20 protein-coding genes and 1 pseudogene are annotated in these 22,204 nt (G+C 75.1%); 16 read left to right on the top strand and 5 right to left on the bottom strand.

All coding sequences use genetic code 11. The features are described 5' to 3' along the window. Positions 1 to 25 precede the first annotated feature (25 nt). Entirely contained in the window at positions 26 to 949 is a 924-nt protein-coding gene (locus C892_RS0103305; RefSeq protein WP_017556052.1) for a LysR family transcriptional regulator, read from the bottom strand. Between the two features lie 314 nt (positions 950 to 1,263). On the opposite strand from C892_RS0103305, the gene C892_RS0103300 reads away from it, so the two are divergent. The 4 genes from C892_RS0103300 to C892_RS0103280 all read left to right on the top strand — a co-directional run bounded on the left by C892_RS0103300 (position 1,264) and on the right by C892_RS0103280 (position 6,696). Continuing rightward, positions 1,264 to 1,680: an SRPBCC family protein gene (locus C892_RS0103300; protein WP_017556051.1), complete on the top strand. Its 417-nt coding sequence runs from the start codon at positions 1,264 to 1,266 to the stop codon at positions 1,678 to 1,680. Between the two features lie 116 nt (positions 1,681 to 1,796). Next, on the top strand, positions 1,797 to 2,813 hold the full coding sequence (locus tag C892_RS0103295) for a zinc-binding dehydrogenase (protein WP_040685221.1): 1,017 nt from the start codon (positions 1,797 to 1,799) through the stop codon (positions 2,811 to 2,813). A 776-nt stretch (positions 2,814 to 3,589) separates the two neighbouring features. Then, complete coding sequence (locus C892_RS29895; protein WP_017556049.1) at positions 3,590 to 5,536, top strand: nitroreductase/quinone reductase family protein; 1,947 nt, start codon at positions 3,590 to 3,592, stop codon at positions 5,534 to 5,536. Between the two features lie 56 nt (positions 5,537 to 5,592). Then, positions 5,593 to 6,696 carry a pirin family protein gene (locus C892_RS0103280; protein ID WP_017556048.1) on the top strand — a complete coding sequence of 368 codons (1,104 nt, stop codon included), beginning with the start codon at positions 5,593 to 5,595 and terminating at the stop codon, positions 6,694 to 6,696. A 64-nt stretch (positions 6,697 to 6,760) separates the two neighbouring features. Here C892_RS0103280 and C892_RS0103275 read toward each other — a convergent pair whose 3' ends face one another. Further along, positions 6,761 to 7,639, bottom strand: a complete 879-nt coding sequence (locus C892_RS0103275) for a TetR/AcrR family transcriptional regulator (protein ID WP_017556047.1) — start codon at positions 7,637 to 7,639, stop codon at positions 6,761 to 6,763. A gap of 118 nt (positions 7,640 to 7,757) precedes the next feature. Here C892_RS0103275 and ribA point away from each other — a divergent pair, with 118 nt between their 5' ends. From ribA to C892_RS32080, 8 genes and pseudogenes are all read left to right on the top strand, one after another. After that, complete coding sequence (gene ribA / locus C892_RS0103270) at positions 7,758 to 8,471, top strand: GTP cyclohydrolase II (RefSeq protein WP_017537891.1); 714 nt, start codon at positions 7,758 to 7,760, stop codon at positions 8,469 to 8,471. Next, positions 8,464 to 9,294, top strand: a complete 831-nt coding sequence (locus C892_RS0103265) for an inositol monophosphatase family protein (RefSeq protein ID WP_017556046.1) — start codon at positions 8,464 to 8,466, stop codon at positions 9,292 to 9,294. The genes ribA and C892_RS0103265 overlap by 8 nt, the downstream gene beginning before the upstream one ends. Further along, positions 9,281 to 10,117: a CDP-alcohol phosphatidyltransferase family protein gene (locus C892_RS0103260; RefSeq protein ID WP_017556045.1), complete on the top strand. Its 837-nt coding sequence runs from the start codon at positions 9,281 to 9,283 to the stop codon at positions 10,115 to 10,117. The genes C892_RS0103265 and C892_RS0103260 overlap by 14 nt, the downstream gene beginning before the upstream one ends. A gap of 4 nt (positions 10,118 to 10,121) precedes the next feature. Further along, positions 10,122 to 11,096 carry a zinc-dependent alcohol dehydrogenase gene (locus C892_RS0103255; protein ID WP_026124112.1) on the top strand — a complete coding sequence of 325 codons (975 nt, stop codon included), beginning with the start codon at positions 10,122 to 10,124 and terminating at the stop codon, positions 11,094 to 11,096. A 23-nt stretch (positions 11,097 to 11,119) separates the two neighbouring features. Further along, positions 11,120 to 11,518, top strand: coding sequence for a 6-pyruvoyl trahydropterin synthase family protein (locus tag C892_RS0103250; RefSeq protein ID WP_017556043.1), 399 nt, complete (start codon positions 11,120 to 11,122; stop codon positions 11,516 to 11,518). Next, positions 11,515 to 12,642: a glycosyltransferase family 4 protein gene (locus tag C892_RS30320; RefSeq protein WP_017556042.1), complete on the top strand. Its 1,128-nt coding sequence runs from the start codon at positions 11,515 to 11,517 to the stop codon at positions 12,640 to 12,642. Before C892_RS0103250 ends, C892_RS30320 begins: the two co-directional genes overlap by 4 nt. Continuing rightward, on the top strand, positions 12,639 to 13,496 hold the full coding sequence (locus C892_RS0103240) for a methyltransferase domain-containing protein (RefSeq protein ID WP_017556041.1): 858 nt from the start codon (positions 12,639 to 12,641) through the stop codon (positions 13,494 to 13,496). The genes C892_RS30320 and C892_RS0103240 overlap by 4 nt, the downstream gene beginning before the upstream one ends. A 518-nt stretch (positions 13,497 to 14,014) precedes the next feature. Further along, positions 14,015 to 14,932 (top strand): annotated as a pseudogene (locus tag C892_RS32080) (lysylphosphatidylglycerol synthase domain-containing protein); the annotation flags it as partial. A 92-nt stretch (positions 14,933 to 15,024) separates the two neighbouring features. Here C892_RS32080 and C892_RS31985 read toward each other — a convergent pair. Next, complete coding sequence (locus C892_RS31985) at positions 15,025 to 15,738, bottom strand: creatininase family protein (protein ID WP_026124111.1); 714 nt, start codon at positions 15,736 to 15,738, stop codon at positions 15,025 to 15,027. Positions 15,739 to 15,983: 245 nt separating this feature from the next. Here C892_RS31985 and C892_RS0103225 point away from each other — a divergent pair, with 245 nt between their 5' ends. Further along, positions 15,984 to 16,718 (top strand): hypothetical protein, encoded by a 735-nt coding sequence (locus tag C892_RS0103225; protein ID WP_017556038.1) that lies wholly within the window; start codon positions 15,984 to 15,986, stop codon positions 16,716 to 16,718. Positions 16,719 to 16,876: 158 nt separating this feature from the next. Further along, positions 16,877 to 17,611, top strand: a complete 735-nt coding sequence (locus tag C892_RS0103220) for a PIG-L deacetylase family protein (protein WP_017537881.1) — start codon at positions 16,877 to 16,879, stop codon at positions 17,609 to 17,611. Between the two features lie 104 nt (positions 17,612 to 17,715). Here the strand turns inward: C892_RS0103220 and C892_RS0103215 are convergent, their stop codons facing one another. Continuing rightward, on the bottom strand, positions 17,716 to 18,891 hold the full coding sequence (locus C892_RS0103215; RefSeq protein ID WP_026124110.1) for a 4-hydroxybenzoate 3-monooxygenase: 1,176 nt from the start codon (positions 18,889 to 18,891) through the stop codon (positions 17,716 to 17,718). An 80-nt stretch (positions 18,892 to 18,971) separates the two neighbouring features. On the opposite strand from C892_RS0103215, the gene C892_RS0103210 reads away from it, so the two are divergent. Then, the gene (locus C892_RS0103210; protein ID WP_017556036.1) at positions 18,972 to 19,841 is read left to right on the top strand and encodes an IclR family transcriptional regulator; all 870 of its coding nucleotides are present in this window, start codon (positions 18,972 to 18,974) and stop codon (positions 19,839 to 19,841) included. A 287-nt stretch (positions 19,842 to 20,128) separates the two neighbouring features. On the opposite strand, the gene C892_RS0103205 is transcribed toward C892_RS0103210, so the two are convergent. Beyond that, positions 20,129 to 21,409 carry an AI-2E family transporter gene (locus C892_RS0103205; RefSeq protein ID WP_017556035.1) on the bottom strand — a complete coding sequence of 427 codons (1,281 nt, stop codon included), beginning with the start codon at positions 21,407 to 21,409 and terminating at the stop codon, positions 20,129 to 20,131. Between the two features lie 64 nt (positions 21,410 to 21,473). On the opposite strand from C892_RS0103205, the gene C892_RS30310 reads away from it, so the two are divergent. Then, entirely contained in the window at positions 21,474 to 22,040 is a 567-nt protein-coding gene (locus C892_RS30310; RefSeq protein WP_239647243.1) for an ABATE domain-containing protein, read from the top strand. Positions 22,041 to 22,204 lie beyond the last annotated feature (164 nt).

The following is a 22,204-nucleotide window of genomic DNA, read 5'->3' as shown; positions in this document are numbered from 1 at the left end:
ACCGGGGATGCGGGACGATGAGCGCTCAGGAGTCGCGCGCGGGCTCCTGGGCGCGGCAGAAGCGGACGAACTCCTGCGCGCGCCGGTTCAGGCGCATGCTCCGTGGCCAGGCGAGGACGACGGCCTCCTCGCGCACCGGTTCGGCGATCTCCTTGACGACCACGCGCATCCCCTCATAGGTGCGGTCGTTGGCCGGCCGCTGCACCAGCACTCCGTAGCCCATGCCGCGGCCGATCAGCGCGCGCGCCGTCTCGAAGGTGGTGGGGCGGTGGCGCACCCGGGGGACCACCCCGAAGCGGTGGAACAGCGACAGGGCGTGGTGGGAGCTGGGCGCGGCATCGAGCAGCACCATCGGTTCGGGCTCCAGAGCGCGCAGCGACACCTCGGGGAGGCCGGCCATGGGGTGGTCGGCGGGGAGCAGCACGTGCGGGCGCACGGAGAACAGCACGGTGCGCTCCATCTCGGGGAGCAGGTCCATGTCGTAGAGCACCGCCAGGTCCAGCTCGCCGCGCAGGAGGCGCCGTTGCAGCACGTCCTGGTTGTCCTCGGCGAAGTCGACGGTCACTTCGGGGTGGAGGGCGGCGAAGCCCTGCAGCAGGGGCGGCAGCACGGTGGGCGAGAGCGTCACATAGCAGCCCAGGGAGAGCACGCCGGTGAGCGCGCCGCCGCCGCTGGCCTCGGCTTCGAGCTCCTCGGCCTCGCGCAGGAGGCGGCGCGCGCGGGCCAGCAGGCCGGAGCCGGAGGGGGTGAGGGTGATGCCGTGGGCCTTGCGCCGCACGCACAGCTGGACTTTGAGCGCGCGCTCCAGGTCGTTGAGGGCCAGCGAGACGGCGGGCTGGGAGATGTGCAGCCGTTCGGCGGCCTCGGTCAGCGTCCCGGCCTCGGCGATCGCGACGAAGTAGGCGAGCTGGCGCAGGGAGAAGCGGGGCGGTGCGGGCGGCTCGGACACGGGGGCGCCGGCCTTTCCGGGTCGGTGGGGCACCGGGGCCGGTCGGCTCTCCGGCCTGGGCGGATGCCACTCTAGGGCGCCGCGCCCGACTCCGCCACGGGTGGGTGATCCGTTCCGGTGTGCACCGTCGGCGGGGCCCGGAGGGGAGCTGTCCTTCGCCGGCGGGACGTGCCCGGGCTTCGCGACCGCGCCCGCCCCGGGGGCGCCGGAGCCGTAAGCGGCCGAAGGGCCCATGGCGGAGGCGGCCGACGGCGCCCACAATGGCGCCACGCGGCCGGGGCGGTCGCGCGCCGCGGGAAGACGGGCGGAAACGGATGCGGTACGAGACCGGTACGGAGATCGGTGCGCGGCCCGAGGAGGTCTGGCCGGTGATGACCGGCGTCGAGCGCTGGCCCGACTGGCTGCCGACGGTGGCCTCCGTGCAGGCCCTCGACTCCGGTGCGCCGCGGCCCGGCGCGCGTTTCCGGCTGGTCCAGCGGCGCACACCCCCGGCGGTGTGGACGGTCACCGCCTTCACGCCCGATCGGGAGTTCACCTGGGAGACCTCCTTCCTCGGGACCCGGATGACGGCCGAGCACCACCTGGAGGCCGCGGGCGGCGGTTCGCGGGTGCGTCTGGTGCTGTCGCTGGAGGGCCGTGCGGCGCCGCTGCTGGCCTCCATCGCCGGGGCGCGCATGCGGCGCTTCGTGGACATCGAGGCCACCGCGCTCAAGTGGTGCTGCGAGCCGTGATCCACCAGGGCCGCCGCCTCAAAGGCTTGACCTCAACTGAACTTCAGGTGTGAGTGTGGTGCCGTTCCCCTCCCGGAGCGGCCGGGCGGGGCGATGCGGAGCAGAGGAGCGGCACCATGCGCGCAGTCCGAGTGGAGCGGTTCGGCGGTCCCGAGGTCCTGGCCCCGGTGGAGGTCCCGGCGCCGGAGGCGGGGCCGGGCGAGGCGGTGATCGGCGTCGAGGCGGCCGATGTGCTCTTCCTCGACACCCAGTTGCGCAGCGGCTGGGGCGCCGACTTCTTCCCCCTGCAGCCGCCCTACATCCCCGGCAGCGGTGTCGTCGGCCGGGTCGCGGCCGTCGGTGAAGGCGTCGACCCGTCCCTGGTCGGCAGCCGGGTGACGGCCGACACCGGAGAGCGGTCCCCCGAGACCGGGCGCACGTCGGCCCCGCAGGGCGGCTATGCCGAGTTCGCCACGGCGCCCGCCGAGAGCCTGGTCGCCGTCCCCGAGGGCGCGGACGCCGACCAGGTGCTGGCGCTGCTGCACGACGGCCTCACCGCCCAGCACATCGCCGACGCCGTGGTGCCCGGACGGGGGGAGACGGTCCTGGTCACCGCCGCGGCGGGAGGCCTGGGATCGATCCTGGTGCAGCTGGCCCGAGCCGAAGGGGCCCACGTCATCGCAGCCGCCCGGGGCGGGCGCAAGCTCGCCTGGGCCAAGGAGCAGGGGGCCGGGCACACCGTCGACTACTCCGAGGACGGCTGGACCGACCGCGTCCTGGAGCTGACCGGCGGAGCCGGGCCCGACGTCGTGCTGGACGGCGCCGGGGCCGCATTGGGAACCGCGGCCTTCGGGCTCACCAAGGACGGCGGCCGGTTCGTGGGCTACGGGGCCTCGGGCGGAGACTTCGCACTGATCGACCCTGAGCGCGCCGAGGAACGGGGGATCCGCGCGCTCTCACTGCTCGACCTGCCCGAACTGGACGACGCCTCTGGGCGCCGCATCGTTCACCGGCTGCTGGACAAGCTGCGGCGCGGAGACGTCGCGCCCAAGATCGGCCAGGCGTTCCCCTTGGAAAAGGCCGAAGAGGCGCACCGCGCCATCGCCGAGCGCGCGACGCTCGGAAAGACGATTCTGCGGTTGAGCAGCAGGTGAACGGGAACTGAGGAACGGGCCTGGGGTGCGGTGATGGCGCGCCTCAGGCCCGAGCCGTTCGCGACCGGTTCCGAGGGGAGACTGTTCTCCGCGGTTGTGACGCCGGGGGTCTGAGACGGGTGGCCGGATACGCACACGGGGACCGGCAGGAAGCCTCCACGCCACGGCCGATCCCGGCGCCTGCGCTGCAATGCCTCCCCCTAGGAACGGTTCCAGGGGTGTGCGGGCCCGGCATTCTTTGTGGTGTCCCCTCTCAGGAAGGCCGGCGGGCGATCGGGAGTGGTGAATTCACCACCCTCAGCGGACAACAGTGGTGACTCCACGACTATTCAGGCACGCATGGGGGACGCCGTTCTGCAGAGTGCTCCCTCACGACCCCCAAGGGCCCAGTCGGCGGCCGAAGAACGGCCGCTCGAATGAAGTGCGTCGGCCATCTGCGGGGCGCTTCGTTCCTCTCGGCGTTCGATGCCACGGCCGTATCCGTGAACGCCCCGACCGGGGTGGACCGGACCGGGGTTGACACCTGCTCGGCGCAGAGCTTGAATGACGGGCGTGCCGCGTGGCACCGCAGCGACGAAGGCGGTGGCCGGGCGGCACCTGACCCTGGAGAGATGTCGTGATGGAAGCACGCGTCTTCGGACTGATCTAGCGCATGGCGCCGCGCGCTCCGCGCCCGTCGGCCGTTTCCGCGCCCGGCGCGTGAGCAGGCGCCCCTTCTCCGCCGCATCGACGGCGATCCGTGATCCACGAGGTCTCCGCCCCGCCATGCGCCCGTGATGCCCGCCATCCGTACCGACGCGTGTGCGGAGACACCCCTGAACACCTCCGCGCGCACGCCCGCAGCAGGGCGGCGCGCTCCTCACCCGTGCATTCAAGGAGATGCCGCCATCATCACCGACTTCAACCGGCAGGTCATCGAAGAGTTCCGCGCCAACCAGGGGCGCGTGGGAGGCCCCTTCGCCGGCGCCCGCCTGCTGCTGTTGACCACCACCGGGGCCCGCACCGGGCTCCCGCGCACCACACCGCTGGGCTACCTCAACGACGAACGCGGCCGCGTCGTCGTCATCGCCTCGGCCGGAGGCGCCCCGGACCACCCGGCCTGGTACCGCAACCTGCGCGCCGACCCCCGCGTCACCGTGGAGAACGGCCCGTTCACCTACACCGCCACGGCGACGGTGCTCCAGGGCGTCGAGCGCGACCGCGTGTTCGCGCGCGCCGTCGAAGCCGACGCGGGGTGGGGCGAGTACCAGGAGCGGGCCGGGCGCACCCTGCCCGTCGTCGCCCTGGAGCCCGTCGCCGGCGGGCCTCCGGACCTGCCCGCCGGGGACGCCCTGGTGGTGGTGCACGACGCCTTCCGCCGGGAGCTGGAGCTGGTCCGCGCCGAGGTCGCCGACGCCGGAGGCGGGACCCTCGGCGCCCAGCTGCGCCTCAACTGCATGGCCCTGTGCCAGGGCCTGCACCACCACCACACCATGGAGGACCGAGGGGTCTTCCCGGCGGTGGCCGCCGCGCGCCCGGACCTGGCGCCGGTGGTCGAGCGCCTGGCCGCCGAGCACGCCCGGGTCGCCGAGCTGCTGGACGCGCTCCGCGAGCGCGTCTCCGGGGGCGACCCCGACACCCGGGCGGTCCTGGCCGACGTCGACCGCCTGATCGCCGACCTGCTCGCCCACCTGGACTACGAGGAGACGATGCTGGTGCCCCTGCTCAACGCCGGGATCGACGGCGGAGCGGAGGCGGCGGAGCCAGCGGAGCCAGAGGCCGGGGCCTCCGCGGAGCCCGGGACGTCCGCAGGGCCCGGGGCCGGTGCACCGGGCGGGGACGGGGCGGCGCGCCGCCCGGTGGGCCTCCTCGTCGAGCGGGTGCGCGCCACCGACGCCGAGCGGGCCGCGGTGCGGGAGCTGTTCACCGGCGGGAGCCTGTTCGGGGCCGCGCTGCCCGACGGGGCCCGGACCGGGCCGCTGCTCCCCGGGACCGGCGGCGTCCCGGGCGACTGGGTGGACGCCGACGGGACGGGGCTGTCCGCGGGCGTGCTGGTCTACGTGCACGGCGGCGGCTTCGAGTTCGAGAGCCCGCAGATCGAGCGCGTCATGGCCCACCGGCTCTCCCGCGCCGCGGGCCGCCCCGCGCTGCGCGTGGGCTACCGGCTGGCCCCGGCGCATCCCTTCCCCGCCGCCGTGGACGACGTGGTCGCGGTCCACCGCTCCCTGGTCGCCCAGGGGGTGCCGCCCGGGCGGATCATCCTGGCGGGGGAGTCCGCAGGGGCGACGCTGCTGCTGTCGGCGCTGCTCGTGCTCAAGGAGGCGGGCGAGGTGCTGCCGGCCGGGGCGGTGGCGGTCTCACCGCTCACCGACTTCGCGGCCGAAGGCGGATCCCGCACCGAGAACGAGGGCAGGGACCTGGTGGCCGGGTCGATGATGGGCCACATCGGGCCCAACTACCTCGGCGGCGCACCGGCCGACGCGGCGCCGCAGTCGCCGCTGTACGGAGACCTGGCCGGCCTCCCGCCCCTGCTGCTGGTCGCCGGGGAGGACGAGCTGCTGCTGGACGACGCCCGGCGGTTCGCCGAGGCCGCGGCCGAGCAGGGCACCCCGGTCGCGCTCGACCTGTACGAGGGCATGCCGCACGTACCCCACTTCGCGGTGCTCGCCGAGGAGCCGAGGCTCACGACGGCGGAGACCTTCCTCGACCGCCTCGCCGCCTGGGCGAGGGGGCCGGCGGGCTGACGCGCCCGCCGCCGGAAGGCTGGGTCCGCGCGCCGGGCCCGGTTTACGGTGGGGCGGTGAGCAACGTCGAGAGCCGCCCCGCCGAGCAGACCGTGTGCGCCCCGGACACTGTGCCCGGGGCGCCCGGTCCCGCACCCGCACCGCCGGCCGCCGAACCCGACATCGAACTGCTCGCGCCCCGGGAGGTCCCGCTGGGCGGGCCGCGCGCCATGCCCGTCCAGCGGACCCTGCCCAACCGCGAGCGCCGCATGGTCGGTGCCTGGTGCTTCGCCGACTTCTACGGCCCCTCCGACCTCGCCGACGGACCGGGGATGCAGGTGCCGCCCCACCCCCATACGGGCCTGCAGACGGTGAGCTGGCTGCTCGAAGGCCGGGTCCGCCACCTGGACAGCCTGGGCAGCGACCGCACCGTGCGCCCGGGCGAGCTCAACCTGATGACCGCCGGACGGGGCATCGCCCACTCCGAGCGCTCGCCGGAGGAACGGCCGCCGACACTGCACGGTGTGCAGCTGTGGATCGCCCAGCCTGAGGCCCACCGCGACGGCCCCGCCGGGTTCGAGCGCCACGCCGACCTTCCGGACCTGCAGAGCGCCGCGGGGACCGTGCGCCTCATCGCCGGGTCGATGGCCGGGGAGACCTCGCCCGCACGCGTCTACTCCCCCTTGGTCGGGGCCGAGGCGGCGCTGGAGGGGGAGGGCGCGCTGCGCATGCCGTTGGAGCCGGAGTTCGAGCACGCCGTGCTCGCCCTGGCCGGCCCCGTGAGCGCGGAGGGGTGCGAGGTGCCCGTGGGCTCCATGCTGTACCTGGGGCGAGGGCGCAAGGAACTGGCCCTGCACGGACGGTCGGGCTCGCGCGCGCTCCTCATCGGCGGTGTCCCCTTCGAGGAGGACCTCGTCATGTTCTGGAACTTCGTGGGGCGGAGCCATGAGGAGATCGTGGCCGCGCGCGAGGCCTGGGAGGCCGAACGGGCCGCAGCGCGCGCGAACGGCACGCAGGAACGCACCCGGCAAGGCGCAGAGGAGCAGGGCGGGGCCGCCCCCACGGGCGGCGCCGGGCCCGCACGCTTCGGGACCGTTCCCGAAGACGAAGGGGCGCCCCTTCCCGCCCCCGCCCTGCCCAACGCCCACCTGCGGCCGCGGCCCAGGTACAGGCGCAAATGAGGGCGCGCCCCTGACGGTCGGCGCCTCCGCCCGGCCCGGGGGTGCACTAGCCGGGGCCCGCCCCCTACTCGACCGCGGCGCGGTGGAGTGGCCCGCGCCGGGCGCTCAGCTCGGTGCGCAGCTCCTCGATGCGCGCGTCGTCGAACACGACGTCGGGGTCGGGCTCCAGGAACGCCGAGGCGATCGAGGCGAGCGCGAGCGCGGGGAGCGACCAGTCGGTCGCCTCGGGCAGGCCGAGCGTCTCGGACCGCACGGTCAGCTCGGACAGCACAGGGGTGGTGGGCGCCATGACCACCATGCCGCGCACCGTCGCTCCCGCGAGCGCGGCGAGCGACTCGTAACCCGCCCCCAGGCCGGCGCGCAGGCGCAGCCCCAGGAGCGAGGCGCAGCGCTCGTAGAAGGCCGCCAGGCCGTCGGTGACCCTGCGCTCGGACTCGGTCAGGGCCAGGCGCACCTCTTCGCGGTAGTCGGTCTCCGGCAGGCCCAGGAAGGTCGCGTGCAGGGCCAGGTAGGTGCGCCACTCGGGCGATTCCAGGAACGTCTTGAGCTCGCGGGGCGCTCCGTGGCGCAGGACCTCGGCGGCCACCTCCATGCGCCGGGCGGGGGAGCGGAGCCGGTCGAGGTTGTCCAGGATGGTCTGCTCGACGCCGCGCACCGCCTCGGGGTTGGTCGTGCCGATGGCCGGGCTCGTTCCGCGGGCCAGTTCCAGGAGCAGGTCGCTGAAGAAGAGGTCCTTGTAGGGCCAGCGGCGGTAGACCGCGCTGCGCGAGACGCCGGCCTGGTGGATCACGTCCTCGAAGCTGATGTGGTCCAGGCTGACCGTCAGTCCGGCGCTGTTGACCTGGTCCATGGCCGCCTGGAGCATGCGCCGCTCGGTCTCGCTGTCGGAGATCCGGCGCCGCCGCCGTGTCAGTCCCGTTCCTTCCCGGGGGTCGCCGCCCATGATGCCGTCCTCGAGATACGATGTTTCAAATTTCGAATATCAGGGTCAGTCTATAGCGTGACGCGCACGCGCGCCCGGGCCGCCCCGCCGCGGCCCTCCCACCAGCGAGGGGAGCAGGATGCCTGATCACGACGGAACGCACCTGGAGACCGCCGAATCCGACCTGGCCACCCGCCGCGGCCGGTTCCGGGCCGTGGCCTTCCGCGACCCCGGGGCCCACGGCGAGCACATGGCGCTGGTGCGCGGGAACGTCGCGGACGGCGGGCCGGTCCTGGTCCGCGTCCACTCCGAGTGCCTGACCGGGGACGTCTTCGGCGCCACCCGCTGCGAGTGCGGCGAGCAGCTCGACTCGGCCCTGGAGGCGATCGCGGCCGAGGGCCGCGGGGTGCTGGTCTACATGCGCGGGCACGAGGGGCGCGGGATCGGCCTGCTGGCCAAGGTGCGCACCCACATTCTCCAGGACGAGCAGGGGCTGGACACCGTGGACTCGGCCACGTCCCTGGGGTTCCCGGTCGACGTGCGCGACTACGGCCCGGCCGCCCGGATCCTGCGCCACCTCGGGGTGGCCTCCGTCCGCCTGATGTCGAACAACCCCGACAAGGTGGAGGCGCTGGAGGCGCACGGCCTGGCGGTGGCCGCGCGCGTTCCGCTGCTGGCGCCCGCGCACGGCGGCAACCTCGCCTACCTGACCGCCAAGCGCGACCGGCTCGGCCACGACCTCCCGCAGCTCGACGGCGTCGAGGCCGTGGGCGGCGCGGAGGGCGTGAACGGGCGTCCCGGGAGCGACACCTCCGGCGGGGCGGCGCAGACGGGCGGGGGCCGCCGTGGCTGAGCACGGGACCCGGCCGGGCGCGACGGCCGACGGGGCCGACCTGCTCCCGGTCGCGCGCGAGGCGGCGGCCCTGGCCCGGCGCATCATCGCCGACCGGGCCCCGCGCTCGGTCGCCGCCAAGGGCGACCGCGACATGGTGACCGACGTTGACCTGGCGGTGGAGGACGCGCTGCGGGACTTCCTGGGCCGCGAGACGCCCGGGCTGGGCGTGCTCGGTGAGGAGCACGGCCGCACCGGCGCCGGAGGGGACGCGCCCTACTGGGTGGTCGACCCCGTGGACGGCACCGCCAACCTGGCCCGCGGAATCCCGCTGTGCGGGGCGACCGTCGCCCTGGTGCACGGGCGGACCGCGGTGGCCGCCGCCATCGACTTCCCCTTCCTGGACGCCGCGTACTCGGCGGCGGCCGGGGTAGGGGCCTACTGCGGCGCCGAACGGCTGCACGCGGCCGCCACGGCCGACCCGGGGGCGGCCATGGTCGCGGTCGGCGACTTCGCCGTGGGGCCGGGTGCCGAGGCCAAGAACCGGGTGCGCCTGGAGCTGCTGGGGCGGCTCGGGGCGCGGGTGCAGCGGATCAGGATGCTCGGTACCGCTGCGGCCGACCTGGCCTGGACCGCGCACGGCCGGCTGGACGCCGCGCTGATCCTGGCCAACCGCCCCTGGGACACCGCCGCCGGCGTGCTGCTGGTGCGCGAGGCCGGCGGGGCCGTCCTGGACCGCGACGGCTCCGAGCACACCGTGGACTCCGAGGCGACCCTCGCCCTCGCCCCCGGCGTCCGCGAGGCCTTGATGGCGGAGGTGAAGCGTGCTTATGGGCGTCTGTGAGATCCCCGCCCGCACGATCGCCGGGCCCGGACCGCACCCGCGGCCGGGGCCGTGGTGGGGCACGGCCCTGGGGGCCGCGGCCCAGCCCGTGCTGCTGGCCCTGATCGCGTCCACCGTCGGGCTCGGAGCGGCGGGATGGGCCGTCGGGTGCGCCTATGCGCTCGCGCTGTGGGCGCTGCTGGCGCGCGCGCTGCGGCGCGACGGTGCGGTGTCCATGCGCCCGGCCGACCGCGTCACCCTGGCCCGCGCTGTGCTGGTGGGCGGGGTCGCCGCCCTGGTCGCCGACGCCGCCTCCGGCCGCCCCGCCGACCCCTGGCCGGCGGCGGTCCTGGCCTCGGTGGCGCTGGCCATGGACGGGATCGACGGGCCGGTCGCCCGGCGCACGGGTACCGCATCGCGGCTCGGGGCCCGCTTCGACATGGAGGTCGACGCCTTCCTGATCCTGGTGCTCAGCGTGCACGCCGCGTTCCTGCTCGGCCCGTGGACACTGGCGATCGGCGGCGCACGCTACGCCTTCGGCGCGGCCGCGCGCCTCGCCCCCTGGCTCGGCGCCGGACTCCCGCCGAGCACCGCGCGCAAGGCCGTGGCGGTGGTGCAGGCGGTGGCGCTCATCGCGGTCGTCAGCGGTCTGCTGCCCCCGTTCGCGGCGGCCGCGGCGGCTGCGGGCGCACTCGCGCTGCTGGCCTGGTCCTTCGGCCGGGACGTGCTGTGGCTGTGGCGTGCGCGCCGTACAGGCGCGGACGGGTGCCGAGGCGACGGGCGCGGAACGAGCGCCGCACCATGGGCGGCCACACAGGCGGGCCCCGGGGCGAACGGAGGGTGAGCAGGTGGAACGCGCAGCGCGCGCTTTCTGGGTGAACGCTCCGGGCGAAGGGGAGATCCGTCCCGTCGGGCTTGCCGAACCGGGCCCCGGTGACGTCGTGGTGCGCACCCTGTACACCGGGGTCAGCCGCGGCACCGAGGCTCTGGTGTTCAACGGGCGCGTCCCGCAGGCCCTCAGCGCGGACATGAGGGCGCCCCACCAGGAGGGCGAGTTCCCGGGCCCGGTCAAGTACGGCTACCTCAGCAGCGGGCGGGTGGAGCAGGGCCCGCCGGACCTGGTCGGGCGCGAGGTGTTCTGCCTGTACCCGCACCAGACCCGCTACGTCGTCCCGGCTGACGCGGTCGTGCCGCTCCCGCCCGGGGTGCCCGCCCGCCGGGCGGTGCTCGCCGGAGCCGTGGAGACCGCGGTCAACGCCCTGTGGGACGCCGCGCCCCGGGTGGGCGACCGCGTCTGCGTCGTCGGCGCCGGCATGGTCGGCGGCTGTACGGCGCGCCTGCTGGCGGCCCTGCCGGGGGTGCGCCTGCAGCTGGTCGACACCGACCCCGCACGGGCCGCCGTCGCCGAACGGCTGGGCGTCCCCTTCGCCGCGCCCGGCGGCGCCGAGGGCGGATGCGACCTGGTGTTCCACACCAGCGCCTCGGAGGAGGGGCTGTCCCTGGCCCTGGAACTCCTGGGGACCGAGGGCGAGGTGATCGAGCTGAGCTGGTACGGCGACCGGCAGGTGCGGGTTCCGCTGGGAGAGGCCTTCCACCCCCGCAGGCTGGCGGTGCGCTGCAGCCAGGTGGGGAGGGTGTCCCCGGCCCGCAGCGCGCGCCGGACGCTGCGCGACCGCCTGGCGCTGGCGTTGGACCTGCTCTGCGACCCCGCCTACGACGCCCTCATCAGCGGTGAGAGCCCCTTCGACGAACTGCCCGAGACGATGCGGGGCCTGGCGGACGGAACCGTCCCGGCCCTCTGCCACCGGATCGCCTACCCCTGACCCCCGCCTCTGAGGAGGAACCCTTGTTCAGCGTCACCGTCCGCGACCACTTCATGGCCGCGCACAGCTTCCGCGGCGACGTCTTCGGACCGGCACAGGCCCTGCACGGCGCCACCTTCGTCGTCGACGCGGCCTTCCGCCGCGCCGAGCTGGACGGCGACGGGGTGGTCGTCGACATCGGACTGGCGAGCACCCGGCTCGGCGAGGTCCTGGCCGAACTGAACTACCGCAACCTCGACGACGATCCGGCCTTCAAAGGCGTCAACACCACCACGGAGTACCTCGCCAAGGTGGTCGCCGACCGGCTCGCCGCCCGGATCGAGGCCGGCGAGCTGGGGGAGGGGGCGCGCGGGCTGGACGGCCTGGCGGTGACCCTCCACGAGTCCCACGTCGCGTGGGCGAGCTATGAGCGGTCGCTGTGAGCACGACGGTCTTCATCGTTCCCGGGAGCATCGGCGACCCGGCCGCGCCCAGCGGAGGGAACCGGTACGACCGGCGCATCGCCGAGGAGTCGGCGCGCGCGGGGATGCCGGTGCGTGAACTCCCGCTGGACGGTGCCTGGCCGGATCCCTCGGGCGCCGAGCGCGCGCGGCTGTCCCGGGCCCTCGACGGGCTTCCGGACGGCACCCCCGTCCTGGTGGACGGGCTGGTGGCCTGCGGCGTCCCCGACGTGCTGGCCCCGGCGGCGGCCCGGCTGCGCCTGGCGGTCCTCGTCCACCTTCCCCTTGCGGACGAGGGAGGGCTGCGCGCTGAGAGAGCGGAGGCGTACGAGCGAGCGGAGGGGGCGGTCCTGCGCGCGGCGGTCCGGGTGGTGGCCACCAGTGGCCACGCGGCGCGGGACATCGCACGGCGCCACCGGCTCGACCCGGCGCGGGTCCACACGGTGGAGCCCGGCACCGACCGTGCGCCCCTGGCGCCCGGGACCGACGGCGCCTCCAGGCTGCTGTGCGTGGCGGCGGTGACCCCGCGCAAAGGACAGGACCTGCTCGCCGAAGCGCTCGGCCGAAACCGCGACCGGCGATGGACGTGCGTCATGGCCGGCCCCCTGCCCTCGGAGGCGGCCTCCCCCGGGGGCCCCTCGCGCCCCACATTCGCCGAACGGGTCGAGGAGCGGCTCGGACGGCACGGCATCCGGGACCGGGTCCGCTTCACCGGCGCGCTGGGCCCCTCTGCGCTGGACGGGGAGTTCGCCTGCGCCGACCTGATGGTGCTGCCCTCCCGCGCGGAGACCTACGGCATGGTGGTGTCCGAAGCGCTGGCACGCGGCGTCCCGGTCCTGGCGAGCGGGGCGGGGGCGCTGCCCGAGACGGTCGGCCGCGTCTCCGGCGGCCGGGTGCCCGGCCTCCTCGTCCCCTCGGGGGACGCCTCGGCGCTCGCGGGGGCTCTCGGACGCTGGTGGGGCGACGGGGCCCTGCGCGTGGGCCTGCGGGCCGCCGCACGCGAGCGGAGGGCCCTGCTGCGCTCCTGGAGGAGCGCGGCCGCGGACATGGCCCGGGTCCTGGAACTGCTCCACGGCGACCGGGCGGCGGCAGAGGGGACGCGATGAACGCACCGGGGACGCGGCGGTTCGCTCCGGACTGGCTGGCGCTGCGGGAGCCGGCCGACGCGGCCGCGCGCCACCGCGGCCTGGCCGCCGAGGCCGGCCGGTTCCTGCGCCGACCGGAGCACGGTGCGCCGCTGCGGGTGTGCGACCTGGGAGGCGGTACCGGCTCCATGGCCCGCTGGACGGCGCGGATCCTTCCCGGTCCGCAGCACTGGGTGGTCTACGACCGCGACGAGGACCTGCTCCGGCGCGCGCGGGCCGACCCGCCCTCCGCGGCGGCGGACGGGCGACCGGTGACCGTGGAGACCCGCACGGCCGAGCTCACCGCCCTTACCGGGTCCGACCTGCGTGGGGCCGACCTGGTCACCGCTTCGGCGCTTTTGGACGTGCTGACGACTGACGAGGCCCACGCGCTGGTCGCCGCCTGCAGCGGTGCGCGCTGCCCGGCCCTGCTCACCCTCTCGGTCGCGGGCAGGGTGGTCCTGGCCCCTGAGGAGCCGCTGGACCGGGAGATCGAGGCGGCGTTCAACGCGCACCAGAGACGGGAGTCGGGAGGTCGGACGCTGCTGGGGCCGGACGCTCCCGGGGTCGTGGCACAGGCGTTCGCGGGAGCCGGCGCGCACGTCCTGGTCCGCGACAGCCCCTGGCGGCTGGGTCCGGACCTGCGCGCCCTCGCCGCCGCGTGGCTGGAGGGATGGGTGGCGGCGGCCGTCGAGCAGCGCCCGGCCCTGAGCGTAAGAGCGTGCGACTACCTCGATCGCCGCCGGTCCCAGTGCGCCGACGGAGACCTGCACGTAGAGGTGCACCACCGTGACCTCCTCGCCCTGCCGGACGACGGAGGGGGCGGACGAACGTGAAGCGGAGGTGCCGAGGCGATGGGGCCTCGACAGCCGGGAGCGCGATAGCCGGGAGTCGGGGCCCGGTCGCCACCGGAGACCGGACCGGTGTGCATACCGTCCTTGGGTGGCTGAGGGCCGTGTACCGGGGACGCCCACGGCCGTCGGAAGTTCCGCCGATGCATGCGGCAGGGTTTTCGGACGCGGCGGCCTCCCCGCCGGGCGCGGTCCGCCGCCCCGGTCGGTGCTTCGGGCTCGGCAGCGGCCCCGGAGGCGGTGTTCCTCTGAACGAGGTGATCGCCACCCCTTCAGGCCTCGCGGGTTGTCGTTCCTGCAGACGGAGGCTGGACCCGGATCCGAACCGATCGCGGGTCGGACGGAACTCAGGGGGTGGGACCGGCGCCGACGGTGCGGGTACGACCGCGGTACGGGCCCGGGAGTGAACCGCCGGAGAGGAAGCGACGGGGAATGAGCGGGGCACGCACGGGGACCATGGAAATTCGCGAAACGGGGCGATCGGTGCACCGGGCGGTGGCATCATGGTGGCCTTCCGCCTCCGCTCGCGGGGCGGAGGGCCGGACGGGGGCACGGACGTGACCGGACCTGAACGGCGGCGGCGCGCCGGGATACCGGTCGGCCTGTGGCCGTGGGCGCGGATCGTCGCGGCGGCAGCGCTGCTGGGGATCGTCGCCTGGCGCCTGGACCTGGGCGCGGTGGCCGCGGCCCTGGGCGGCGTCGGAGCCGGCCCCGCCGCCCTGGCGGTGGCCGCGGCCCTGGCCGTCGGAGCGGCGACCACCCTGCTCAGCGCGCGCCGGTGGGTCCTGGTCGCCCGCGCTCTGGGACTGCGCCTGCGCACCGGCCCGGCGGTCGCCGCCTACTACCGCTCGCTGTTCCTGAACGCGGTCCTTCCCACGGGGGTGCTCGGCGACGTCCACCGCGCCCTGGACCACGGCCGCCGCAGCGGGGCGCTCGGCGCCGGCGTGCGCGCGGTGGTGCTGGAGCGCACCGCCGGCCAGGCGGTGCTCATCGCCGTCGGAGCCGTGCTCCTGGCCGCCGCCCCCGCGTGGTGGTCGGTGGTCGACCCGGTGGCGCCGGCCCTGGCGGCCGCGTCGGCGGCGGCCGCCGCCGCGGGGCTGGTGCTCTGGGCGCGCCGGGGCAGGGGCCTGCCCCGCGTCCGGTCCGCGGTGCTGGCGGTGCTCGCCGACGCCCGCGCCACCCTGCTCTCCCGCGGCTTGGGCCCGCGGGTCGCCGCCCTCTCGGCCGCGGTCCTGGCCGGGCACCTCGTCCTGTTCGTCGTGGCCGCCCGCACGGTCGGGGTCGCCGCCTCCGGCACCGAGCTGGTGCTCCCGGCCGTGGCGGCGCTGCTGGCCATGGCGGTGCCGGCCAACGCCGCCGGCTGGGGGCCGCGCGAGGCGGCCACCGCGGCCGCCTTCGGCGCCGCCGGGCTCGGCGCCGAACTGGGGCTGGCCACCGCCGTCGGGTACGGGGCCCTGGCCCTGGTCGCGAGCCTGCCCGGAGCCGTGGTGCTGCTCGTGTGCCGGGCGGCCGATCAGCGGCGGGCCGACAGCGGCGGCAGCGCCCCGAAGGACCGCGCCAGGGAGGACAGCACGGCGGCCCCTTTGGACGCCGATGCCAGGGAGGGACGGCCCACCACGCCCGAGGCGGTGTAGGCGCCCAGCCCCAGCGTCAGCAGGTGCGGCCGCTCCTCGGCGTCGTGGTCGGCCTCGGCGTACCCGGGGCCGACCAGCTCGGGGTGCGCGTGCAGCAGGATCGAGGTCTCCAGCTCCCCGGCGTGCATGTCGGCGTCGGCGGAGGTGGCCAGCCCGGCGGCGCGGCGCGCCTCGGCCCACTCGGCGGGGCCGGGGAACAGCGCCATCGCTCCCCGGGCCTCCTGCACCGCGTTGCCCAGTGCGTAGTTGCCGCCGTGCCCGTTGACCAGGACCAGCCCGGCCGCGCCGGCCCGGAGCGCCGAGTCCGCGACGTCGCGGACCACCGCGAGCAGGGTGGAGGCCGAGATGCTCACCGTGCCCGGCCAGTCCTCGTGCTCATGGGAGCAGGAGATGGTCAGCGGGGGCAGCACCTGCACCGGGTGGGCCGCCGCGATCTCCCGGGCGACGGTGCAGGCGATCACGGTGTCGGTGGCCGAGGGCAGGTGGGGCCCGTGCTGCTCGAAGCTCCCGACCGGGAGCAGCGCGGTGCGTCCGCGGCGGCGTTCGGCGTCGGCCGAGGTGTCCATGGGCAGCAGGTGTCGGTGAGCGTCCATGGCCTCCGCTTATCAAGAAGCGCCGCGGACGGCAACGCGGGGTGCGGGGCGTCACCGGCGCCGCAGGGGCGTTGTAGTCTTCCGGACGCGTTCGGTGTCCGATGTGCGGCGGATTCCGCCACCGGTCCGGCCCCCGCCGCGCCGACCGCGGAACCGGCCGACAGAGACCGGCGGAAACATAGGCCGGCAGAAACAGCGACCGGCAGAAGACGTCAGCGATCGCCTGAGAGCCAGAAAGGTCCGCCTTGCCGTCCCCCACCACCCGCCGCGGCCTCCGGCGCGCTCCTGCCGCCGTGGCGGCCCTGTCCCTCCTCGCCGGGGGCTGCGCCTCCGTGCTGCCCCCTTCGGCCCGGGAGGCCGTCGGAGGCGAGCGTTTCGCCGCGTACACCCTGGAGGAGCTGGGTGAGCTGTGCCTCGATCCGGACCGCAGGTACGTGAAGGCGGTCGAGACGGCCCCCGAGCCGCCGCACACCGCAGCGGTCTTCCTCCGGGCGCCCGGGGACGACACGGAGCCCGACCGCTTCGAGCTCATGGACCTGGAGGGGGAGACGACCCTCAGCGGCCGCAGGACCGTGAGCGGTTGGACCCCGGGGACGGCCGAGGAGGTGGAGCTCCTGGCCTGCGTGGAGGGCCAGGGCGCCGACGAGGAGATCGGCGAGTGCACCTACCAGGACACCGGCTACAGCTCGACGAACCCGACGATGCGCACGGTGCCGGTCTACTCCCAGCGCTTCACCGTCACGGTGCGCGAACTGGCGACGGGTGCGCCCGTGTACGAGCGGACCTTCGAGCTCAGGAACGAACCGCAGGAGTTCCTCGGAACCTTCGGAAGCGGGATATGCCCTGGGTCCCTGACGAACTGGGAGACCACCGAAGGGGGCGGGGAGGAGTCGGTAGAGCTGCCGACCGAGATCTACTCCGTCCCCGGAGGCAGGCGGGTGGCGTCCGAGCTCTGGGAGACGGTCGAGGGCGGCGCCTGAGACCCGCCGCGGCTCCGTGAGCACCGGACCCCGCACGCGCCCGGTCCCGCCCGTGAACGGCCGCTTCCGGCCACCCCGGGCCGGATTCGGCAGGTGAGCCCCGGGGAGTCCCGCGTGCGTCCGCGGCCGCGTCCGCCGGCGCGGTTAGAGTCCCCTCTATGGCCGCTCAAGACACCCACCTGAAGCCCTTCGACGAGGACTGGACGCGCGCGCTGGCCGTGGTCGCGCACCCGGACGATCTGGAGTTCGGCGCCACCTCGGCCATCGCCAAATGGACACGCCAGGGCAAGGAGGTCTCGGAACTCCTGGTGACCAAGGGCGAGGCCGGTATCGAGACCGTGCCGCCGAGCGAGGCCGGCCCGCTGCGCGTGGAGGAGCAGCGCGCCGCCGCCCGGATCGTGGGCGCCAAGCGCGTGCAGTTCCTGGACTTCCCCGACGGCACGCTGGAGTACGGGCTCGGCCTCCGCCGCGCGCTGGCGCGGGCCATCCGCGACCACCGCCCGGAGGTGGTGATCTCCATCAACTACCGCGAGTACTTTCCGGGCGCGGACTTCTACAACCACGCCGACCACCGGGTGCTCGGCCCGGCGCTGCTCGACGCCGTCCGCGACGCCGCCAACACCTGGGTCTTCCCCGAGCTGGGGGAGGAAGGACTCAAGGCATGGAAGGGGGTGCGCTCGGTGGCCTTCTCCTCCTCGCCCGAGCCCACGCACTTCACCTCCTTCGGGCAGGACGAGCTGAACACGGGCATCGCCTCCCTGGACGCCCACGAGGTCTACATGGGCGCGCTCGAAGGGTTCGACCACAAGAGCATGCTCCGCACGGCGGCCGAGGAGGCCGGCGCCCGCAACGGCGTCGAGCTGGCCGTGGAGTTCGAGGTCGTCGGGGTCTAAGGCGGATCCCGGACCGTTCCACGAGCGGTCCCGACCCACCCGCGGCCCGGGCGGCGGGGGCGCCATGGCCGTGCGGCGCTCCCTGCCGCACGGCCCGGGCCGCCTTACCCGTCCAGCGGCCATCCCGTGTACGCCTCGGCCAGGTAGGCGGCCCCCGCCGTGCTGCCGGTGACCATGTCCAGCTCGCCCAGCTGCCGCTGGACGTCGAACGGCGACGCGTCTGGGGGCGTATGGAGCATCGACGTCATCCACCACGAGAAGTGCTGCGCCCGCCATACCCTCCGCAGGGCCGTCGGTCCGTAGGCGTCCAGACCGGCCTCGGAGCCGGTGGCGAAGAACTCGGTCAGCGCGCGCGCCAGGACCGCGACGTCGGCCACTGCGAGATTGAGCCCCTTGGCGCCGGTCGGCGGAACCACGTGCGCGACGTCGCCGGCCAGGAACAGGCGTCCATGGCGCATCGGCTCGCAGACGAAGCTGCGCATGGGGATGACGCCTCGCTGGAAGATCGGTCCCTCCTGGAGCGCGAAGCCGTCCCCGGCCACCCGCGCCTGCAGCTCGTCCCAGATCCGCGCATCGCTCCAGGCGTCGGCCTCCTCGTCCGGCGCGCACTGGAAGTACATGCGCTGGACCCCGGGGCTGCGCGTGCTGATCAGGGCGAAGCCGCGCTCGGAGTGCGTGTAGACCAGCTCGTCCGAGGACGGCGGCGCCTCAGCGAGGATGCCGAACCAGCCGAAGGGGTAGGCCCGGAAGTGCTCGGTGCGCGCGCCCTGGGGGATCGACCTGCGGCTGATGCCGTTGGACCCGTCGCACCCGGCCACCACCGTGCACGTCAGCTCGTGCCGCGCGCCGCCGTCGTCGGTGAAGGCGACGGAGGGGCGGTCCCCTTCGAGGCCCCGCAGCTCCACCTGGGAGCAGCCGAAGCGGATGTCGGCGGAGGCGGCCGTGCGCGCGGCGACCAGGTCCTTGAGCACCTCGTGCTGGGGGTAGAGCCACACCGACCGCCCCACGAGCCCGGCGAAGTCGATGCGGTGCGGCCGGCCGCCGAACCTCAGCTCGATCCCGTCGTGGCGGGCGCCCTCGCGGAGGGCGCGGTCGCCGGCCCCGTGCCGCACCAGCAGGTCGACGGTCCCCTGTTCGAGCACCCCGGCCCTGATGGTCCGCTCGATCTCCTCCCGCGTGCGGGTCTCGACGATCACCGAATCGATGCCCTGTTCGGCCAGGAGGAGGGAGAGCACCAGGCCCGCGGGGCCGGCGCCGAGGATTCCGACTCGTGTGTGCATGGGGCCACCCAACTAGGTGGCACGCGTCACGGGCTAGCCTGGGCTTCCACTCACTGGAAGGGGCTCTGAGAGGGGGCGCGATGACCGGAGGGGACGGCCGGTCGGTGACCGGGCGCGCGCTGCGGCTGCTTGCCTCTTTCGACGTCGCCCATCCGGCGCTCACGCTCTCGGAGCTGGCCCGCCGGGCGGAGCTGCCCCTGGCCACCGTGCACCGCCTGGCCGGGGAACTGGAGTCCTGGCGTGCGCTGGAGCGCGGGAGCGACGGCCGCTACAGGATCGGCAGACGGCTGTGGGAGACCGGTCTGCTCGCCCCGGTGTCCGGCCGGCTCAGGCAGGTCGCCCTGCCGTTCATGCAGGACCTGTACGAGGCGACGCGGGAGAACGTGCACCTGGCCGTGCGGGACGGCTTCGACGCGCTCTATGTGGAGAAGCTCTGCGGACACCGGTCGGTGCCCGTCGTCTCGCGGGTCGGCGGCCGCCTGCCGCTGCATGCGACCGGCGTCGGCAAGGCGCTCCTGGCAGGGGCCGCTCCGTCGGTCCGGGAGGAGTACCTCGCCCGCCCCCTCCCGCGCCCGACGGGCTTCACGGTGGTCGAACGGGGGCGCCTGGAGCGGGAGCTGCGCCAGGTGGCGCGGCGCGGCCACGCCCTGACACGGGAGGAGATGACGCTGGGGTCGGTGTCGGTCGCGGTCCCGGTGGAGCCGGGGCGGCCGGACGGCGGTGGCCGGGAGGCCGCACTCGAGGGCGCCACTGGCGACGCTTCAGAGGCCGCTCCGGGCGCCGAGCCGGCGGCGGCGCTGGGCATCGTGGTGCGGAGCCTGAGGGCCGATCCCGTGCGCCTCGTTCCCGCCCTCAGAGTGGCGGCCCAGGGGATCGCGCGCCGCCTCGCGGAGACGGAGCGGGACCCGGCCCCCGGCCTGGAGCACGAGCTCCCGCCGCTTCCGCCCTGAGCGCCTTCATGAAGAAGGTCCAGCGGGTGGCCGGGTGAATGCTCTTCGCGTGGAGTCGTGTACTCGTCGCCGCCTTCTATGAGCGGTTTCAGCCCGTTGACGAGGGGCTTCGTGCCCTGCTCTTCGGACCTGGGCGCCCGGCGGCCGCTCGGTGGTGGGCCGCGCCGGACTCCGTCGTTCGGCACGGGGAGGCTTGAGCGGGTTGCGGGGACCGATCCCTGGGCAGCACCCCGGCATCCGGCGCCGACGGCCCTGCCGACAGGCGCTTCCGTCCCCCTCCGATGTGCTCAGCCCTGCCGTCCGCCGTTCTCCTCGGAGGCCGGCTTCGGCGCCGCGCCGCCCGCGCCGTCCGTGCCGCCCGTCCCGCTCGCACCGCCCGTCCTGCTCGCACCGCCCGCGCCGTTCTCCCCGGCCGCGCCCTCGCCAGCCGTCCCCGCACCGGACGGGCGCCCGCCGTCCCGCGCTGTGCCCGCCGCGGCGCCCGCGGCCACGGCCTCCTCCGTGCCGCCGGGCGCGTCCTCCACGAGGGCGAAGGGGCGGTCGCGCAGCAGGGTCGCCACCACGGCCGCCACCGGGGTCGCCAGGAACATCCCGAGGATCCCGCCGATGACGCCGCCGCAGGAGATGGCCACCAGCACCACCGCGCTGGGCAGGTCCAGCGCCCGGCCGTAGACGCGCGGGGCGAAGATGTGGCTCTCGGCCTGCTGGACCAGCAGCACCACCGCCACCACGATGAGCGCGGTCACCAGCCCCTCGGTGACGAAGGCGACCAGCGCCGCCAGCAGCCCGGACAGGAACGCGCCCACGATCGGCAGGAAGGCGCCCAGGAAGGTGAGCAGGATGAGCGGGGCCACCAGGGCCGGATCGATGAGGAAGAACAGGGGCACGCCGATGCCCACCGCGTCGATCAGGCCCACGATGGCCACGCCGCGGACGTAGCGCCCCACCACCCCGTAGGCGGCCTCGGCCGAGGCGCGCAGGCCCGGCCGCGACGCCCGCGGCAGCAGCGAGTAGTTCCACTCCATCAGCCGGTCGCCCGAGTGCAGGAAGTACACGGTCAGCACCAGGACCAGCACCGCCCCCACCAGGACCTCCAACGCGGCGGTCCCGGCCGACCACACTCCGGTCACCAGCTGCTGCCGGTTCTGCTCCAGCATCCTGGTGACCTCCTGGGAGGCCGAGTCCACCAGGTCGTTGATCAGCAGCGGGTCCAGGCCCAGGGAGTAGGCGGTCTGCTCGAGGGTGTCCGGGACCCGGCCCAGGCTGTCGATCAGCCCTTCGACGCCGGAGACCGCCGGGCGCACCACGAGCGTGGTGACCCCGGCCAGCACGACGAGGGCGCCCAGGCAGGCGAGGGTGGTCGCCAGGCCGCGCCCCAGCCCCGCCCGGCGCAGGAGCAGCACGGCGGGCATCAGGAGCGAGGTGAGGAAGACGGCCAGCACCACGGGGACGGACACGACCTTGACATAGGCGAGCGCCCACAGCAGCAGTACGATGACCGCTCCGATGAGCAGCATCCGCCAGGCCGCGTCACCGAGCCGGTAGAGCAGGGACGAGTCGTCGTTCACGGGCGGTCCTCGATTTCCAGCGGAACCCGATCGGGGCGGGGGTGCCGGGCACCTCCCGCCTCCGGTGGTACCCGTACCGGGTCCGGGCGCGCGCGGTGCCGCGCGGCGTTTCGCGATTTCTTTGCACAGGGGACCGCGGTCCCGCCCGGATCGTGTCCTTCGTCCCCTCGCCGCCCCCGCCGACCTCGCCGAGGCGCTTTCGGCGGCCGGGCGGCAGTACGCCCACGAGCTCCCCGGGGCCCAGGACACCGAGGAGCTGCGCGGGCTCGCCCGGCGCCTGTACCGGGTCTTCGCCGCGGTGGAGGAGGGCGACATGGACACCGCCTGCGAGACCGCGAACGCGGTCATGCGTGACACCGGGGCCATGCCCGTGCTCTCCCGGCACGGAGGCGAAGCGTGGCACCTGCACTTCCACGCCGCCGACGCGCGCTGGGCGGTCGGATGGGGCGCGGCCAAGCAGCCGGGTGCTCGTATAGGGAGAACGACCGCCGGTATCGGAGCCTGCGGGTGGCCGCCGGTGCCCGAATCCCTGTCGGGACCCGTGGCTCCGAGCGGACCGGGGCGTTCCGGGGGTCGTCCCGGTGGACGCCCAGGTGGGGGTGGAGAGGCTCGACCGCGGCGCCGCGTGTGAAAAGCGCGTGACCGAGCCGCCCCGTACGCCATGGCGTGCCGGAGGTCCCGAAATTCGGTCAAACCCCTCCTTGTGCCGTCAGTGAAAAACGGAGAACGGGACCTTCGTCGGAATTGACCCATGTGGAGGCGGTCAGGGAGCCCTTGTGGTGGTCACCGGGCGCG

The sequence above is a fragment of the Nocardiopsis baichengensis YIM 90130 genome, from assembly GCF_000341205.1.
GTDB classification, from domain to species: domain Bacteria; phylum Actinomycetota; class Actinomycetes; order Streptosporangiales; family Streptosporangiaceae; genus Nocardiopsis_A; species Nocardiopsis_A halophila.
The sequence above is the reverse complement of the archived record's forward strand: the minus strand, read 5'-3'. Positions and strand labels throughout refer to the sequence as shown.

Coding starts and splice junctions, on each gene's coding strand:
- C892_RS0103300 (WP_017556051.1), top strand. CDS start 1,264: ATGCGGTACGAGACCGGTACGGAGATCGGTGCGCGGCCCGAGGAGGTC.
- C892_RS0103295 (WP_040685221.1), top strand. CDS start 1,797: ATGCGCGCAGTCCGAGTGGAGCGGTTCGGCGGTCCCGAGGTCCTGGCC.
- C892_RS29895 (WP_017556049.1), top strand. CDS start 3,590: ATGCCCGCCATCCGTACCGACGCGTGTGCGGAGACACCCCTGAACACC.
- C892_RS0103275 (WP_017556047.1), bottom strand. CDS start 7,639: ATGGGCGGCGACCCCCGGGAAGGAACGGGACTGACACGGCGGCGGCGC.
- ribA (WP_017537891.1), top strand. CDS start 7,758: ATGCCTGATCACGACGGAACGCACCTGGAGACCGCCGAATCCGACCTG.
- C892_RS0103260 (WP_017556045.1), top strand. CDS start 9,281: ATGGGCGTCTGTGAGATCCCCGCCCGCACGATCGCCGGGCCCGGACCG.
- C892_RS0103240 (WP_017556041.1), top strand. CDS start 12,639: ATGAACGCACCGGGGACGCGGCGGTTCGCTCCGGACTGGCTGGCGCTG.
- C892_RS31985 (WP_026124111.1), bottom strand. CDS start 15,738: ATGGACGCTCACCGACACCTGCTGCCCATGGACACCTCGGCCGACGCC.
- C892_RS0103220 (WP_017537881.1), top strand. CDS start 16,877: ATGGCCGCTCAAGACACCCACCTGAAGCCCTTCGACGAGGACTGGACG.
- C892_RS0103215 (WP_026124110.1), bottom strand. CDS start 18,891: ATGCACACACGAGTCGGAATCCTCGGCGCCGGCCCCGCGGGCCTGGTG.
- C892_RS0103210 (WP_017556036.1), top strand. CDS start 18,972: ATGACCGGAGGGGACGGCCGGTCGGTGACCGGGCGCGCGCTGCGGCTG.